The 17,587-nt window shown below is 48.7% G+C and carries 12 protein-coding genes; 2 read left to right on the forward strand and 10 right to left on the reverse strand.

The genetic code is table 11. The features are described 5' to 3' along the window. Positions 1-85: 85 nt before the first annotated feature. From AB3R30_RS10635 to AB3R30_RS10660, 6 genes are all read right to left on the reverse strand, one after another. On the reverse strand, positions 86-1,231 hold the full coding sequence (locus tag AB3R30_RS10635) for an FAD-dependent oxidoreductase (RefSeq protein ID WP_458649154.1): 1,146 nt from the start codon (positions 1,229-1,231) through the stop codon (positions 86-88). 89 nt (positions 1,232-1,320) lie between these two features. Further along, positions 1,321-1,605, reverse strand: coding sequence for an HU family DNA-binding protein (locus AB3R30_RS10640; RefSeq protein ID WP_458649155.1), 285 nt, complete (start codon positions 1,603-1,605; stop codon positions 1,321-1,323). A gap of 306 nt (positions 1,606-1,911) precedes the next feature. Further along, positions 1,912-2,547 carry a vWA domain-containing protein gene (locus AB3R30_RS10645; protein ID WP_458649156.1) on the reverse strand — a complete coding sequence of 212 codons (636 nt, stop codon included), beginning with the start codon at positions 2,545-2,547 and terminating at the stop codon, positions 1,912-1,914. A 284-nt stretch (positions 2,548-2,831) separates the two neighbouring features. After that, positions 2,832-4,190: a CHAT domain-containing protein gene (locus tag AB3R30_RS10650; protein ID WP_458649157.1), complete on the reverse strand. Its 1,359-nt coding sequence runs from the start codon at positions 4,188-4,190 to the stop codon at positions 2,832-2,834. Positions 4,191-4,282: 92 nt separating this feature from the next. Continuing rightward, complete coding sequence (locus AB3R30_RS10655; RefSeq protein WP_458649158.1) at positions 4,283-6,826, reverse strand: putative bifunctional diguanylate cyclase/phosphodiesterase; 2,544 nt, start codon at positions 6,824-6,826, stop codon at positions 4,283-4,285. Between the two features lie 15 nt (positions 6,827-6,841). Further along, entirely contained in the window at positions 6,842-7,540 is a 699-nt protein-coding gene (locus AB3R30_RS10660) for a DUF928 domain-containing protein (protein ID WP_458649159.1), read from the reverse strand. Positions 7,541-8,055: 515 nt separating this feature from the next. Between AB3R30_RS10660 and AB3R30_RS10665 the strand changes: the two genes are divergently transcribed. Further along, positions 8,056-12,027, forward strand: coding sequence for a two-partner secretion domain-containing protein (locus AB3R30_RS10665; protein ID WP_458649160.1), 3,972 nt, complete (start codon positions 8,056-8,058; stop codon positions 12,025-12,027). Between the two features lie 22 nt (positions 12,028-12,049). Here AB3R30_RS10665 and ndhD1 read toward each other — a convergent pair whose 3' ends face one another. The 4 genes from ndhD1 to AB3R30_RS10685 form a co-directional block, all read right to left on the reverse strand. Continuing rightward, positions 12,050-13,654, reverse strand: a complete 1,605-nt coding sequence (ndhD1, locus tag AB3R30_RS10670) for a photosynthetic/respiratory NAD(P)H-quinone oxidoreductase subunit D1 (protein ID WP_458649161.1) — start codon at positions 13,652-13,654, stop codon at positions 12,050-12,052. 112 nt (positions 13,655-13,766) lie between these two features. Continuing rightward, positions 13,767-15,863: an NAD(P)H-quinone oxidoreductase subunit 5 gene (locus AB3R30_RS10675; RefSeq protein WP_458649162.1), complete on the reverse strand. Its 2,097-nt coding sequence runs from the start codon at positions 15,861-15,863 to the stop codon at positions 13,767-13,769. 157 nt (positions 15,864-16,020) lie between these two features. Continuing rightward, positions 16,021-16,230 (reverse strand): hypothetical protein, encoded by a 210-nt coding sequence (locus AB3R30_RS10680; protein WP_458649163.1) that lies wholly within the window; start codon positions 16,228-16,230, stop codon positions 16,021-16,023. A gap of 362 nt (positions 16,231-16,592) precedes the next feature. Then, positions 16,593-16,787 (reverse strand): hypothetical protein, encoded by a 195-nt coding sequence (locus AB3R30_RS10685; protein ID WP_458649164.1) that lies wholly within the window; start codon positions 16,785-16,787, stop codon positions 16,593-16,595. Between the two features lie 182 nt (positions 16,788-16,969). On the opposite strand from AB3R30_RS10685, the gene AB3R30_RS10690 reads away from it, so the two are divergent. Then, positions 16,970-17,560: a DEAD/DEAH box helicase gene (locus AB3R30_RS10690; RefSeq protein ID WP_458649165.1), complete on the forward strand. Its 591-nt coding sequence runs from the start codon at positions 16,970-16,972 to the stop codon at positions 17,558-17,560. The last annotated feature ends 27 nt before the right edge of the window (positions 17,561-17,587 follow it).

Below are 17,587 nucleotides of genomic sequence, written 5' to 3' on the forward strand. Positions count from 1 at the left end.
AAGTCATTCAATCAATAGAAGTCTGGTTGATCTATCTGCCAGACTTTTTTATGGTCTATAGCCGAAAGCCCATAGACGAAAAACTTCATGAGTCTGGCAAGTTTTTAAAACGCTGCATAAATTGGCGATCGAGGTGGTCTTTCCATTGCCAAAACCATTTGGACTGCCCAGACAGTTTGCCCCACACCGCGATCGCCTGATCATCTGCCGTCCCAATTAAGCTGAGGTAGCGCTTTTGCGGGTGAAAAGGTTTAAGAGGTTGCCCTTGAACCAAACGGCGAAAATTCTCAACGAGCGGCTTTCCTTGACGTACCGCAAAAACTCCAGCTTTGGGTCGGGGATGGTTAACCATTGTGGCAATGTCACCGACGGCAAAAATATGAGGATGGGAGAGCGATCGCAAAGTATTATCCACTAAAAGAAAGCCAGCATCATTCACAGCAAGCCCCGCTGCACCCAGCCACTTTGGAGCAGTAGCCTGAGTCACCCAAAAAAGATAATCACACTGAAGCTCGAAGCCTGAGACGCAACGAACATGAGGCAGTTTCACAGTGTGAACCGTTTCATTTAAGTGAAGCTGTATACCCCGATGCTCAAAAATTTGATGAACGCGATCGCCGACCCAAGGGGGATGTCGCGGTAACAACTGAGAACCCCGATGCAGTAGATGCAGAGAAATATTGCTCAACGGTTTCTCAGCCGCTTTTAGTAAGTCTTGTAAACGCCGCTGCATATTCAGCGCTAGTTCTACTCCCCCTGCACCCCCGCCCACAATCCCCAACTGCAATGGGCGATCGCGCTGCTGAGCAACGGTATGGAGCAGCGATCTCCATTGCTCCAAAAAATGATGGACTGGTTTAGCAGGAATCACTCGATCCATGCCAACCAGTCCAGCGGGAAGATGAGGCGTGCTGCCAATATCAATCGACAGCACATCAAAGGGGAGCGGAGGATGATTGCCACAAAACACCTGATTAGCTTGCAAATCTAACCCGATCGCTTGATCTACAAAAACCTGTGCTTTAGCAAACTTAGCTAGCTCATTCAGATCAATGTGGCAACCCTCATGGCTGTAAATTCCTGCCACATGTCCCGGCAGCATTCCAGAATAAGCCGTTTCAAAATTCTCAGAAATTAGGGTTAGCCTCACCCCTGGTAAAGGAGTAATGCCAAACAATCGCAGGGCGATCGCGTGAGCATGTCCCCCACCAAGCAAAACCAAGTCTTGCATAGATTGAATCGGTGTTTTAATTCCAAGATAGCCAGGTCAGACAGTGCCTCAAGCCGCTTACTCAAAATGCCCTGTTTTCATCGAGTGGATTACTCTGCTTTGCCAACGACTTTATCTTTAAATGACTTTCCAGCGCTAAATGCTGGAACCTTGGTGGCTGGAATTTTGATCGGTTCGCCGGTAGAAGGGTTGCGCCCTTCCCGTGCTTGGCGATCGCGGGCTTCAAAGGTGCCAAAGCCAACTAACGTGACCTTATCTCCACTAGCAACAGTATCTAAAATGACATCTAACAATGTCGAAAGCACAAGATCAGCATCTTTCTTAGTGACACTTGCCTTTTCAGCAATCTTGTCAACCAGTTCACCTTTATTCATATCCCAAAATCCTTAGAATGACTGCTGTGATTATAATTGAGCACTTTGAAAGTGCAACAATTTTGCTAATCTCTGAAAATACTTTTGTTGACTAAACGCTTTAAATCATTCACCAAACCCTCATCTGACAAGGATTATAGCGAATGAGCGCCTATTTTCTTAGACGCAACATAGCTTTATAGAAAAAAGTGTTTTAGTGTTCTGTTAAGAATCCTTTAAGACATTGAAAACTCTCATTCAGTAGCCTCTCAATTATTCCTTATTCATCTAATTAAAGTGAACACACCACTCAGCTAAAGGCTTCAATTAACGCTGCAAAATATCTGTTAGGAAGTCAGTTAAGCACGTCGGATCAATCTCTTGGAAAACTTTGGTGTGAACAATATCAAACTTTGCGCCAAAGCGCGATCGCAAATCATCATCCAAGGCAGATAGAAACCCTCTGGCGATTAAGTCATTCCCAATGTGAGCAAAACCAATTCCCAATTCGTTATTTGAATCAAGCGCATTCGCAGCATGGGCGATCGCCTTCGCGATTTTCATTCGATCCAATGGTTCACCATCAATCAACACGATAATAATGGCTCCATTCTGCTTCGTCAGCTTTGCAGTCTTGCGTATAGAGTATTCATCTAGAGCCAACTGCAAACCATCTAGCAACGAAAGGGTTTCTGGAGGATAGTTGTCTTGAAAAATTTCGTCTACTTGCGCTGGAGTCACTTGCTCGTATCGTTTGAATGCACCCTCCGAATGGTCACGAGAGGAAATATAAACCGTAATTCCATCGGGATCGAGTTCTTCACAGGTTTGAGCTAATGCCACAATTGCAGAATGAGCCGCCGCCCAGCGATTTTCATAGCCTGGAGGCATGGTAGCAATACTGGCAGCCGTTTTTGCGACAATCAACGTATAGTCGCGATTTTCTAGCAGAGCATTAGACATAAAAATGCTTCCTTGAAAGCAGGGCAAAATCAAAACCAGAAATCAGCAGTATTCTAGCCTGACTCCTTGCTTCCAAATCTATATTTCCCATAGAATAATTTTGGGCGAGGACTTTACTAAACCTGCGATCGCCTACAGTCAAAGTCGATCAACTCCTGGCTGAGTTGACACTACAAGTAATTGCTTCTTTCACAGGTTATTCCTTTATCTTGGATGCCCTATCTGCCTTGAATACCGTTTAAATTGGTCTGAGATTTTGGTACCCCATCAAAACACCAAGCGATTCACCAAGGACTACTAATCAACGTGAAGGCAGCCCAGTAGTAAGGCGCAGAGAGATCATTGCTAGTTTTACCGTTTAACTCTGGGGGTAAAGGGACAGCACCGCGTGAGAGTATCAGTTGTTTGCCCTCAATCCGAATATCTCCCCGCATCATTCGTAATTGGGCTTGTCGAAGGGCTTCAGCTTTCGTTGAAGTGGTTCCCAGTTGCCGATAAAACTCACTCATCAGAGCCAAAGTGCCCTCATCACTGACGTTCCAAAGACTCGCCAGAACCGTTTTGACCTTTGATTTGAGGGCTACTCCGGCAAAGCCAAGTTCTGCTTGATCATCCCCGATCGCAGTCCTACAGGCACTCAGCACCAGCAGTTCCAGAGAGGGTGACCCCCAATTCACTGCACGGATATTGTTCAACCCAAGTCTAGTATCCCAAAGCTGGATGTAGGAGTTATCCGGTTTGCCAGACTTAAACACAGCATGGGTTGCCAGATGCACGATGTTTGGATGCTGGGTATTAACACGTTGTTGCAGATTAGAGAGAGTGAAATTCTGATTTAGAAATGATTGTCCTTTCCATTGATACTGCAAGGGTCTGGCAGATTGAAGCTCTTGCAGAATGTTTGAGAGTTCTGTAGGCACCGCAGGCAAGGGGGGTTGCTGCTGAAATTTAGATGCTCCCATCGCCAGAATTTGACCCTGTTGAAGACTGACATACTCCGTTTGAATCAAATTGAAGGCAGGAATGCGCGTCACACTATATTCTTCCAACAGAAATTTCTTGCCGTCGTGGAGAGCCGTCAGCGGTAATGTCCGCACACCCTTACCAAGACAGAACAGAATGGAATCAATGCCTTCCGCTTTGAGATACTCTACTTCAAACGGTTTAATTATCCAGTCATACAGTTGTTTAGCGGCAATCATCTTTCCTTTATCTGAGGAACCATGCATTTCTAGGTGGAACGCATCAACAACGCCGCCCAGTTTAGCCGATGGGACTTCGTAGAGATCTCGAACAATCGGTTTACCAGCAGGAGTAATCAGCACCAAGTGGAGGTGATCTTTACGGGGAACCACCCAGAGGACGGCGGGTTTTGTCTTAGTTTGTTGACCGATGCGTTGTAAGGTTTGGGCAATTTTATCGGGGCTTTGAGTCACATCCGCCAAATGTTCCCCGAAATAATCCTCAAACTCTTTTTTGAGTCCGCTCTCCATTGCCAGGATTTTTTCGCTCAAGGTTTGGGATAGGGCAGGGAGAGGGCTGAATCCAACAATGGTAAGGGTTGCCCCAACACAAACAAATTTGGCAATCCAGTGTTTAACCAATTCTGCCTTGTCCCGATTGGTTGGTAGTTTCTGAGTCATTAGGCGCATCGTGTTTAGTCCTTAAAAATGAATAACGCTTGAACTGAGAAAATCAACAAACTATTCTGTCTGCCGTCTATGCTTGTTGCCGTCTATGCTTGCTGCTGTAGAAGCGCAGTTGCTTCGGCAGCGGGTAATGGTTTCGCCCAAAAGTATCCTTGACCAAATTCACAACCGAGCGATCGCAGCGCGTCTGCCTCTGCTTTTGTCTCAACCCCTTCTGCAACCACATCCATACCCAACGTGTGCCCCAGAGAAATAATCATGCGAACAATCTCATGATCCTCGTGACTCTCGCCCATCTTCTGCACAAAAGACTTATCCACCTTGAGGGTGTCAACTGGGAAGCGCCGGAGTTGGCTGAGGGATGAATAGCCTGTGCCAAAATCATCCATACTCAGCTTGCAGCCGAGGGATTTGAGCCGCAGCATCAGATCAATCGCTGCGTCAGCATCTCCCATCACCATGCTTTCAGTAATTTCCAGCTTCAGGGTCGTCTCTTGAATATCTGCATCTTGGATAATTTGCTTAAACTGCTCGATTAGATCGGGCTGCTCAAACTGGCGACCCGAAAGATTGATGCTGATCATCAAAGGCTGGATAGGAAACTGATGTTGCCATTGGTGCGCCTGCTGACAAGCAGATTGGCAAATCCAGGCTCCTAGGGGAATAATTAGCCCAGTTTCTTCTGCCAACGGAATAAACTTGAACGGTAGCACAAACCCTTGAGTGGGATGTTGCCATCGCACAAGCGCTTCAAATCCCACAATTTTTTCAGTGCTGAGACAAATAATCGGTTGGTAGTAGAGGACGAATTCTTGAGCATCGATACCTTGCCGCAATTCATTTTCAAGCGTGAAGCGATCGACGGTTTCCGTTAGCATTCCTGTCGCAAACACTTGATAGCGGGCGGCTCCTAATGCTTTAGCGCGATACATAGCTGTGTGGGCATCGCGCAGCAAATTTTCAGGTGTGTGGCGATGATCTGTTTGAGTGACTGCAATGCCAATACTGGTCGTTGTCACGATCGCGTGCTGGTTGATCAAAAATGGTTTTGTCAAAGCAGATTGAAGTTTGTCTGCCAGCGTAGTCAGGGTTCCCTTTTGACTATGTTCGAGGAAAAGCGCAAATTCATCGTCCCCAATCCTGGCAAGATGGACAGATCGGGGTAGGATGGCTTGCCATCGAGCAATCACTTGTAATAGAACGCGATCGCCCATTTGGCTTCCCAAACTCTCGTTAATCAGTTGGAGACGATCCAGGTGTAGAAATATGACACCGAGGTTGGACGTGGCTTTGGGGCGAGCGATATGAGTCAGCGATCGTTGCAGATGCTGCACAAATGCGTCCCGATTGAGCAAGCCCGTAAGCGGATCGCGGGTGGTTGTGTAAAGTAGGCGATGTGCCATTGCCAAACCCACCGCTCCCATAAATCCCAGCATAGGCTCTGCAACAGGAATCCAGATCAGATTGCCAAACAGTCCCCAGCCGATGCCGCCGATCGCCAGCAGGCAAACGATGCTAGCTATCCCAAACGAGAGAGGATGTCTCAACTGCCAAACAAGCAATCCGCCGATGAACGCCCAACTCCAGAGCCAAAGCAATTCACCCTCCTGAGTCCAAAACTGGAATAACCGCTGTTCTCCAGTGGCAATGTCCAGCAGTTGACTGGTCATTTGAGCGTGGATTATCACTCCCGACATCTGAAATCTATCCTGTTGGCTAGTGCTGTAGGGCGTATATACCTGGTCTTTCAAACTAGGGGCGATCGTGCCAATCAGAACAATCTTGTCACGCACCCACTCCGGATTCACATCGCCATCCAATACCTGACTGAGCGTCACCGTTTGTGCTACATGGCTGCGAGCGCGATAGTTTAGCAAGGTTTGATAGCCGCGTGTATCAGCCGTTTGATAGCCGCCAGAGGTTGGTTCTAAAGCCGCGATCGGGTTTTCGCCCAAAAACAAAGCTTGATCGCTATGGCGAAAGAGAATGTCCTGGCTACGGAGGTACAACAAACTCATTCGTAACGCAAAGGAATAGTAGGTCTGGTCTGATCCGGCAACAAATAAGAGATTTCGGCGAAGGACTCCATCTGCGTCCAGTGCCAGGTCGTTGAACCCAACTCGCTCAGGCTCAACCCCCGGAGGCGAGGAAATGTCACCAATAATTTCGGTGATGGCGATCAGGTTTTTAGCTTGCAGTTGAGTAGCAAGGGCAGAGGCTCCTGGTGGATTCGTAATATCACGATACAGATCTAGACCGATGACCTTGGGGCGATTAGCCTGAAGTTGGGTTAATGCCTGGGCAAGAGTTTGATCAGATAGGGGCCAACGGTAGCGGTGGAGGTCGTGTTCTGTGATGGTAACGATCAGCAAGCGCGGATCGGGAACTTTATCAGGCTGAAGCTGGGTGAACCAATTAAAAACCAATAATTCTGGTATTTCTAGTCCGCCAACCTGCTGAATTCCCCCAATTAATCCCGCTACAACCGTACTTGATAAAACGATAGAGCGCCCTGTTACCCAAAGGCTACGGGAGAGTGACAATTTACGATCGCGCCACCCTGGAAGAGGATGAAAGCGCGATCGTAATTGGTTAGCAAAAGTAGTGACTGACACCCAAAATTCCGTCACATAGTCAACATCTATTTACAACTGACTTGCCATTGATGGCATTAAAATCGACTTCAACTCTAACTGTTGTAAGAGTTGTTTCCACTGAGCCTGAACCTGGTCATTGTGGGGGTGGGTCTGGCGTAACTCAACCAAGGTGGCGATCTCGTCGCTCCAGAGTCCAGCCTTCTGATAAGACATTGCTAAATTAAGATTCGCCTCCAAACCAGATGCATCCTTGATAGCAACTGGGGGGGATACTTGCCGCAACCACCCTGACAAAACCATGTTTTGGGAGCGATCGCTAGCATCACACACGACCGAAAAATACCACTGATAATCTTGTCCCACCTTCAACGTGTTTTTTGGCACCTGAATGCCCACAAGATCCTTGTTTTTACTTGATTCTAGAGCGGTTTCATAGACTGATTTTCCACTGGCATCGCGCAAAACAAACTCAACAGGATAAGACTCGTCCAGGTTGGGGACTGCGAAATAAAGGGAGGGGCGATCGCTAGCAGTCACCCCCAGATTGTTTGCTGGGTTCAAAGCCACTACCGGGTGGTTACCCGCTAAGCATTCTCCGCGCGTTCCACCCCCAATGCGCCGTCCTGGAAACTCACTTCGACTTAGGTTATTTTGTTGAGCTAGAGCAGGAGCGATAGCGGCAGTTGAAATGAAATAGAGTGCAATGCCTAAATGCAACGCAATTCGGTCTAGACCAGGCATACGCATGAGTTGAACCTCTTTGAATTAATTTAAATGAAGGGTTAGATTGACTCTCACATCTACTGAAGCCCAGACATTAAGATTGACTAAGTACTTAGACTTAACTGCGATGAGCGATCGGCTATATGTAACTTAAAGCTTCCTCCCAGAGAAATAAACCGCCAAATTGCTGATACTTTAATTTTTTACAACTTAATATTTAACGCGATGTGCGACTTTCCAGTCCAAGTCCCCTTAAAAAGGGAGATTCAGGGGGATCTTCACAAAGTGTTCTGCTAACAGCCGATCCACCAACCCCCTTAAAAAGAGGGCTAAGAAATAATTGCACATCGCATACTGAATATTTAAGCTCGCTAACCTGTGTTTTCAGTCAAAACTCTCTGCTCATTAACCATAAGAGCCAAGCGGATACAAGCGAATCTCTATGGTTAAGTTTTTCCTGAAATGCTTGTCATCATCATTTGGCGACATAATATTATTGCGGTAGGATTTCTATCAAAAGCGAAAAAGTGATCCTGAAAATGGCTCAAGATTGTCAAGGCTGGCATCAAGCACTGACCGCGATCGCTGGCTTAGGACTGGCTGGATTGTGTTTCACTGCGCTGCCATCTTTGGCTCAGGTTACTCCCGATCAAACCCTAGGAACCGAGTCTTCTAGCGTTACGCCGAATGTCACTGTGCGCGGACTTCCGGCAGACCTGATCCAGGGCGGAGCCACACGCGGGGTGAATCTATTTCACAGCTTCTTACAGTTCAATGTGCGGGATGGGCAGCGAGTCTATTTTGCGAACCCAGTGGGCATTGAAACCATTTTGAGCCGCGTCACGGGAGCCGATCCTTCTCGGATTTTGGGAACTTTGGGCGTGAACGGTACAGCCAGCCTGTTTCTAATTAACCCCAACGGCATTTTGTTTGGACCCAATGCTCGCTTAGATGTGGCAGGTTCGTTTTTAGCTAGCACCGCCAGCAGTTTCAAGTTTCCTGATGGCAGCGAGTTCAGCGCTTCTAATCCACAGGCACCACCGCTACTAACGGTGAATGTACCGATCGGGTTGCAGTATGGCATTAATCACCAAGCCACGATCGCCAACGCTGGCAACCTGACCGTCGGCAAAGACCTGATCTTGGCAGCAGGCAACTTGGATTTGCAAGGACAATTGCAATCAGGCGGCGATTTAACTCTAAGAGCCTTGAACACGGTGAAAATTCGCGATTCTACTACGGCTCCATTTATTGCGGCCGCAGGTGGAAAATTGATCATTCAGGGCGATCGGGCGATCGACATTTTTGCCCTTAACCATCCCAATAGCGGCTTATTTTCTGGCGGCGACCTGGTGCTGCGGAGTCATAGCACAGTCGGCGGAGATGCCCATTACTTTAGCGGCAGCAACTTTCGGATTGAACAATTAGACGGTAGCCCAGGAAACTTATTCAGCCCCTATGACCCGATTATTCGTGCCAGCGGCGATGTTAACTTTGCCAGCTATACCGGAGCCTCGCTGCATATTCTGGCAGGCGGCAATGTCACCATTACCGGGAACGTAGACATTACTGGAGCCGATACCGTAGCAAACTCCCTCCGAGAAACGGTCACCCTCTCAGATGGCACCCTGCTTAACATCGATGGCACCCTTCATCCGACTCTGGATATTCGCGCCGGAACCACAGCATTTGGAGTGCCAGGAGTTACGAGCAACATAGCTGGATTTACACCGCTACCAGGAACAGGTGGCACTGGAACTAGTGCCAATATTACGATCGGCAGTATTGGTGAGCCAGGCGCGTTTGATATTAGCAATCATCTCGTTTACCTGACCAATCAATACTTTCCCAACCCCGGCTTAACGGGCACAATCCGAACAGGGGGGATTGACATTGATGGATTTCCGGGAAATGCAGGCGCTGTGTTCATTGACTCGCGGGGCAGCGCTGTGGTGGGAGATATTGTTGCCAGAGGACCAGGCATCGGGACTGGCAATGGAGGCAATGTCACAATTTTGGCAACTAATAGCATTCGTTCAGGCGTAATGCTTGCATTTGGCTTAGGGGGCGGCACGAGTGGGTCAATTCGGTTGCTCAGCCGTGATGGTGCCATTGAAACAGATATCCTGGGAGCAAATGGTGAGTTTCCTGGGAACATCGGGCTAACTGCGAAAGGGAGTATCCAGGTAACAAGTCTCAATGCCGCTGCGTCTGGGGTGGCAGCAAATGCGGGCACCGTTACCCTTGCAAGTACCGCAGGCGCAATTACGGTGCTTGAAGCCAGAACCACATCAGTCTTCGGCAAGGGGGGAGATATCAACCTGACGGCAGCAGGAGATATCACAAGCAATGCCATGGATTCCGGCAGCTTTGGTACGGGCACAGGCGGCAACATTCGTTTTATTAGCACAGGCGGCAACATTACCACGACCGATCTAATTCGGACGGACTCGGCGATCGCGGGTGCAGGAGGAATTCAACTTGCCGCTGCTGGCAACATTACGACCGATAGCCTCAATGCTGCGACCTTTGGCAACGATAACGGCGGCAGCATTACGATCAATAGCGGCGCAACCTTTGCGTCCACAAACAGCAGTATTCTGACTGGAACCGCAGGAGCAGGTAGAGCCGGAAATATCGACATTCAGGCAAACGCGATCGCCCTGACAGATAGCATCATTAATAGTGGTACGGCAGGCTCAGGCACCGCTGGTGATATTACGTTACGGGGGAACTCGATTAACTTACTGAATGGAGCCGGGATTGGTGCAGGCAGTGTTGGCACGGGGCAAGGCGGCAACGTGAGCGCGATCGCCAACAACACTTTTATCCTCAGCGGCACCTCAGCAACGGGAGAATTTTCCCAGTTAGGCACTAATACGTTTGGCACGGGCAAGGCGGGGAATGTGGCGATCGCGGCTGGACAATTGATCCTGCGAGATGGAGCCGTGATTTCTTCCACCACAGGAGACTTTAGAATCTTAGGATCTCCGGCTGGGCAAGGCGGCACTTTAACTGTGAGCGCAGATGTGGTGGATATTCGCGGCATTTCCCCTGATGGCACTTCTCCCAGTCGGCTGGCAACCTCTAGCTTTGGCACCAGCAACGCCGGAGACTTAACCGTAAATGCTCGTCAGGTGATGCTGCAAGAGGGGGGGATTTTGGCAACCTCAACATTTGGCAGTGGACGCGGCGGTAACTTAACTGTGAATGCGGCGGAGTCGGTGAGTTTGGAGGGTTCCATCCTCGCTCCCACAGGCAGGACTCCCACCGCTTTTTCGGCAGATACGTTTGGAGTCGGTAGCGCCGGAGATTTAACCCTCAATACTCGTCAACTCACCGTCCAAAATGGAGCAGCGATTTCGGTTTCCACCTTTGGCACGGGTCAAGGCGGCACGCTCACCGTGAATGCAGATGAACAAGTGTTGGTGCAGGGAGCCGATCCGGATGGCTTTTCGAGTGGACTCTATGCCCAAGCAACCGATCAGGGGAATGCCGGAAACTTAATCGTGCGATCGCCCGATATCCAGGTGCGCGATCGCGCCACCATCACAGTCGCATCCGGCAGTGCTGCCAATCTCAAAGTTGCCGCAAATACGCTCAACAATATCACTGGAGTTGCCGTGGGCACCCGACCCGCCACTGGAGCATCGGGCAATCTTTCCATTCAAGCTGAGCGTTTGACCCTAGACAACCAAGGTCAAATTTTGGCATCCACCGACTCAGGGCAGGGCGGCAATATTGACCTGTCCGTGCGCGATATTTTGCTGATGCGCCGCAACAGTTTAATCTCGGCAACAGCGGGGACTGCTCAAGCAGGCGGCGATGGGGGCAACATCACGATTAATACGACATTTCTAGCCACCGCCCCTTTTGAGAACAACGACATTATTGCCAATGCTTTTAATGGACAGGGTGGACGAGTTAGCATCACGGCTCAAGGTATTTATTGGTTTAGCCTACGAAGCCGAGATGATCTGATTCGGCTGCTGGGCACCACAGATTCTAGTCAACTCAATCCGCGTCGCTTGCCCACGAATGACATTACTGCAATTTCCCAAAATAATCCGTCGCTGAATGGTGTGGTAACGCTGAATACGCCTGATGTTGATCCGAGTCGGGGCTTAAGTACGCTGCCCGTCAACTTGGTTGATCCATCCAGCCGAATTGACCAGAAGTGCGCGAGGGGAAGTGGCTTTCGACGTAGCTCCTTTGTGGTCACGGGGCGGGGCGGTTTGGCAGAAAATCCGCTGGAGCCGTTGCACAGTGGAGAAGGGCTGGCAAATTGGGTCGAAGTTTCCCCGACAAACAAGATAGAACCGCGATCGCAACCCAAGCAAACGAACCAGGAAATGACGCACGTTGCAGTCGCAAGATCGCCCGATGCAATCGTCGAAGCTCAAGGATGGGTGCAGGAAGCCGATGGCACGATCGCCCTAGTTGCCGATACCCCCAATACCACTTCGACTAACGCTTGGCTGCGATCGCCCAACTGTGTTGAGAAAAAGTAAATTTTCCGTTTATGCTTCCCTTTTATAAAGAGTGCTCAGTCGCGATTGTGGGTGCCTGTAAGGGCTGAGCATCCAATAGCGCCATTGAGTTTGAGGAAGCCTGCTCAGCCAATCCATGTCGTTGATCGCGCAACCGTGCTGTTAGATCAATTGTTTTGGCATCATAAATCTGGGTCAAGATTTTGGGATAAAATCCAATGCCAATAATCGGTACTAGCAGGCAAGCAATGATGAAGACCTCGCGAGGCTCCGCATCCACCAGTTCCTCGTGAGCAGTCAGTGCTTTGTTTTCAGGACCAAAGAAAATCTCGCGAAGATTGGAGAGCAAATAAATCGGCGTAAGAATCACCCCCACCGCTGCCAGCAAAATCACAATCACCCGAAACGGCAAACTGTAGGCATCGCTGGTAGCAAACCCAACAAACACCATCAGTTCGGCGACAAAGCCACTCATTCCCGGCAGTGCCAAGGATGCCATGGAGCAAGCGGTAAACATGGCAAAGATCTTCTTCATCTTTTGCCCCACGCCGCCCATTTCATCCAGCATTAGAGTATGGGTGCGATCGTAGGTTGCGCCCACCAAAAAGAAGAGACTGGCTCCAATTAACCCATGAGACACCATTTGCAACATGGCACCGCTCAACCCTAAATCGGTGAAGGACGAGATGCCAATAATCACAAAGCCCATGTGAGAAATGGATGAGTAAGCAATTTTCCGCTTCAGATTACGCTGAGCAAAGGACGTGAGGGCGGCATAAATAATATTGACTGCGCCCAAGACGACCAGCACGGGCGCAAAGACGGCATGGGCACCGGGCAGCATCTCGACATTCATGCGAATCAGGGCATACCCGCCCATTTTCAGCAAAATGCCTGCCAGCAACATATGCACAGGCGCAGTCGCTTCACCGTGGGCATCAGGCAGCCAAGTGTGTAGGGGAATAATCGGCAGTTTGACGGCATAGGCAACTAAGAAGGCAGCATACATCCACAGTTGGAAGTTGAGCGCCATATCTTTTGCGGCTAGCGATCGCATATCAAAGGTGACCGTATCGCCATAAAATGCCATTGCCAGCCCTGCGACCAAAATAAATAGCGAACTGCCAGCCGTATAAAGAATAAATTTCGTTGCCGCATATTGACGCTTTTTGCCGCCCCAGATCGAGAGCAGCAGGTAAATAGGAATCAGTTCCAATTCCCAAGTGAGGAAGAAAAGCAGCATATCCTGGACTGCAAAGACGGCAATTTGACCGCCATACATCACCAGCAGCAGGAAGAAGAATAATCGCGGCTTTAAGGTGACTGGCCAAGAAGCGAGGATTGCCAGAGTGGTAATAAAGCCAGTCAAAATCACGAGCGGCATGGATAGACCATCGACCCCCACCGACCAGCGCAGGTCAATTGGAGCAATCCAGGAATAGCTCTCGACCAGTTGCAGTTCTGAACTGGAAAAATCATAGAAACTGCCAAACATGTAGACGATGACCGCAAAGTCAATCAATCCCACAATCAAGGCATACCAGCGAATCGTTTTGCCGTCTTTGTCGGGAATTAACGGAATCAGCAGGGAGGCTGCGATCGGAAAGAGAATGATGAAGGTCAGCCAAGGAAAATTCTCAGTCAGCATTGTAATGATTAGCCGTTCGTTATTTGTTATGGAAAGGATCTTGGGTAAGGGCGTGGCATTCGGCAGTCGGTCTTTGGAGTCGCAAGATGATTGCCCGAATGCTACGCCCCTACTATGCCACTCCAGAGAAAATTACCAATCCCAGCACGGCTGCAAACACAACCAATGCATAAAACTGGGCACGACCATTTTCCAGGTATTTTAAGGTTTCGCCTGTCAGCAGGGTCACCAAACCCGTCAAATTGACCACGCCATCCACCACTTTAGAGTCCACTTCCAATACCTGACGTGCCAAACGGCGGCTACCTAACACAAACACGTTGTAGTAAATATCGTCGATATACCACTTGTTTTTGGAGAGATTGTAAAGGACGGGGATTTTTTCGGCGATCGCGGATGGGTTAATTTTGCGAGAAAAATACATCAGCGATGCCAGGGTTAGCCCAATTAAACCAATGCCGACAGAGCTACCGCCCATAATCAAAAACTCGGTTAGTTTCTCTTTGGGTAAAGCATGGAATCCTGGTTCCAGCGTTTCCACCACTTCTCCAGGCGCATGGATAAACGCTTCAAAGTAATTGTTAAACGGAGTGCCTACCAATCCAATCAGCGCCGAAGGAATCGCCAAAATCACCAGCGGCAGAGCCATCGTCCAAGGAGACTCGTGAGGCGTACTGTCGTGCCCATGGGCATCATGACTATGATCATCGTGAGCATCCGGCGGAGTGTCCATGATTAACTCTTGGGGATTCATCGCACCGGGACCAAAGTTTAACCCGACGGCTTGCAACTGTTCTGCATTGATTTGATTCAACACTGCTTTATCTTTGCCGCGAAACTCTCCCTCAAATGTGAGAAAGTACATCCGGAACATATAAAAGGCAGTGATTCCGGCAGTGAGCCAGCCCACCAGCCAAAGCACCGGATTGGCAGCAAAGGTTAGCCCCAAAATTTCATCTTTTGACCAGAAACCCGCAAACGGGGGAATCCCAGAGATCGCCAAAACGCCGACAAAAAAGGTGCTGGCGGTAATTGGCATATACTTTCGCAAGCCGCCCATTAAGCGCATATCTTGAGCATAGGCAGCATTGTGACCGACCACAGATTCCATGCCGTGGATGACGGAACCCGATCCCAAGAACATCATGGCTTTGAAGTAGGCGTGGTTCATCAGGTGAAACAATCCAGCACTGTAGCCACCCACGCCCATCGCCATGACCATGTAGCCCAACTGAGACATGGTGGAGTATGCCAAACCCTTCTTAATGTCCATTTGGGTAATGGCGATCGTGGCTCCCAAAAAGGCAGTGACTCCGCCCGTCCAGGCAATCACCGTCATCGCGGTAGGAATGTGTTCAAACACGGGGAACATCCGCGCAATCAAAAACACACCCGCCGCCACCATGGTTGCCGCATGAATCAAGGCGGAGATGGGAGTCGGACCTTCCATGGCGTCGGGTAGCCACACATGCAGCGGAAACTGCGCCGACTTTGCCACAGGTCCCAAAAATACGAGGATGGCAAGCAATGCCGCGATGCCACCGCTGAGGGCACCCGATCGCACCAACTCTTGCAGGCGATCGCCAATCACTTCAAAATCAAAGCTGCGGGTTGCCCAATATAAACCGAGGATGCCGAGCAGCAAGCCAAAGTCGCCCACACGGTTTACCACAAACGCTTTCTGACACGCATCCGCCGCCGCTTTGCGATCGTACCAAAAACCAATAAGTAAGTAGGAACACATCCCTACCAACTCCCAAAATATATAAATCTGCACCAAGTTCGGACTAATCACCAAACCCAGCATCGACGAGCTAAATAAACTCAAATAAGCATAGAACCGCACATAGCCTGGATCATGAGCCATGTAGCCGTCGGTGTAAATCATGACCAAAAAGGCAACGGTGGTCACAATCACCAACATCAGTGCTGTCAAATGGTCGATCGTGTAACCCATGTCCAGGTGGAAATCACCCGCTGCTGCCCATTCAATCATCTGAGTGTAAGGAGCATGTCCGTTCAGTTGGCTCCACAACAGCCCAAAGGAGAGCGTCATTGCGGCTCCAATCATAAACACGACGAACCCAGCGGAAACCTGTCGCAGTCTACTCGTTAGCTTGCTAAAAGAAATAAGACCTAAACCGATAATCGTAGCGGCTGCCAATGGCAACACGGGAATCAGCCAAGCGTATTGATATATCGTTTCCATTCCTTATGTCCATGTAGAGTTCTCCACCAGTTTGGAAAAACCGTTTACATTGTGACACAAGCTCACGGATAAACTGTCAAGAGTAAACACAAGATTTCAGCATCTGCCACAACTTAGGCAAATCTTCAGAACAAAATTAACCCCCAATTCACTTTGGCTAGCTTTTGATCGTTTGAGCCAAATCGACTGAGCGATCGCACCATTCAAAGCACACCATTTCAAACCGCGATCGCTGCAAATTTGATGGCTTGGACAGTGTACACAACAGCAGATAGTTAGATTGACTGACATTTGACAAACGCGATGAATGCAGCAACTTGCTGAAGTTGTTGCTCGTCCAGTTAGGAATCTTGATTGATTTATTCAAGCACTGTCATAACTTTTCAAAATAGTTTGAGCGCTTGTTTAAGGGCTACGTGAGTTTGTTGAACTAAATCCGGTGGTAGGTTGCCTAGCTGCCTTTGAAAGGTTGACTGGTGGGCAGTAGCGATTTTTTCCAGCCCTCAGCAGAGAAGATTTGATTAAGCCAATCTGAGCAAAGTCTGGGTGGCTTGCGTCAATTAAGACCCAGATATCTGCTAATGGCTCTGGCGGGATTTTAGAGAAAATGCCAAGGATAATGACATCTTATCTGTGGGTGGCTAAAACAAAGGCGGGTCTAATTTTTGTAGAAGTGAGGTCAGAGAATGGAAACCGAACGAGCCAAATTTCATCCAAATTTCATCGGGTTCAGGATTCGGCATCGTAGATAGCCTCTTCATCGTCATTCCATTCTTGAAAGCCGCTTTCAGCGATCTGCATCATTTCGCTGGTGTAGAGTCGCTCCTGGATATCTATGAGTAGGGTAAGGAGATCTTGCAGCGATAGCTGAAAAACAAGGCGTTTTACATCTTCAATGCTAGGTTGGGCTTCAGTTTGAGGCATGGTTAGTCCTCGATTGCTCGACAATTAGTGGCTCTAGTATAGCCAGATCTATATAGTGAGGTTTGCCACTTGAGTTAAAGCGATCGCTTACCAAATCGGTTAGCAATAGAAAAGTCTGGGAAACCTAGAACTTAAACGCAGCCATTGTGAAATGACCTGCTACATAAACTAGGAGCTTACCAATGGTATATGTATCGCTTAATCTAGATAAATTAAGAGAGCAACACGTCAATTCTTCCTCAAAACAGCCTTTTCAACACCAGATTGAAGCATTCGCAAAACTCGGTGAAACATTTGCAAGTAATAAGGAGAAACCGGGTAGCGGAATATTAGTGCTTCCTACAGGTGCAGGTAAAACATTTACGGCTGTGAGGTGGTTGTCCAAACATATCATTCCTAAAAACATCAAAATTCTCTGGTTGGCTCCGTCGTTTTACCTGCTCGATCAAGCATTCTCAACTTTTTATGATGAAGCGAGAGAAATCCCAGAGTCTAAAAAGATACTAAATATTCGGTGTGTTTCCAGCAACCCGTCTCACGCTAGGGCAGCATCTATTGAATTGACAGATGATGTTGTAATTATGACGCTACAAACGGCGATCGGTAATTTGCATCCCAAGGCTTTAAACGGAAAAGGAATGCCTGTTCAAACAGCCTTTAGAAAATTTGTCGAAAGTTGTAGAGAAACAGAACTCTTCGTCGTGATTGACGAAGCTCATCATGGGGAGCATCTCAAAGTGGTAAAAACAATCAAAATTCGAGTTGACCATTGAGATAAGCACAGCGCACAGACAAAACTT

Source organism: Sivoneniella epilithica UHCC 1019, assembly GCF_040830845.1.
Lineage (GTDB): Bacteria > Cyanobacteriota > Cyanobacteriia > Leptolyngbyales > Leptolyngbyaceae > ULC077BIN1.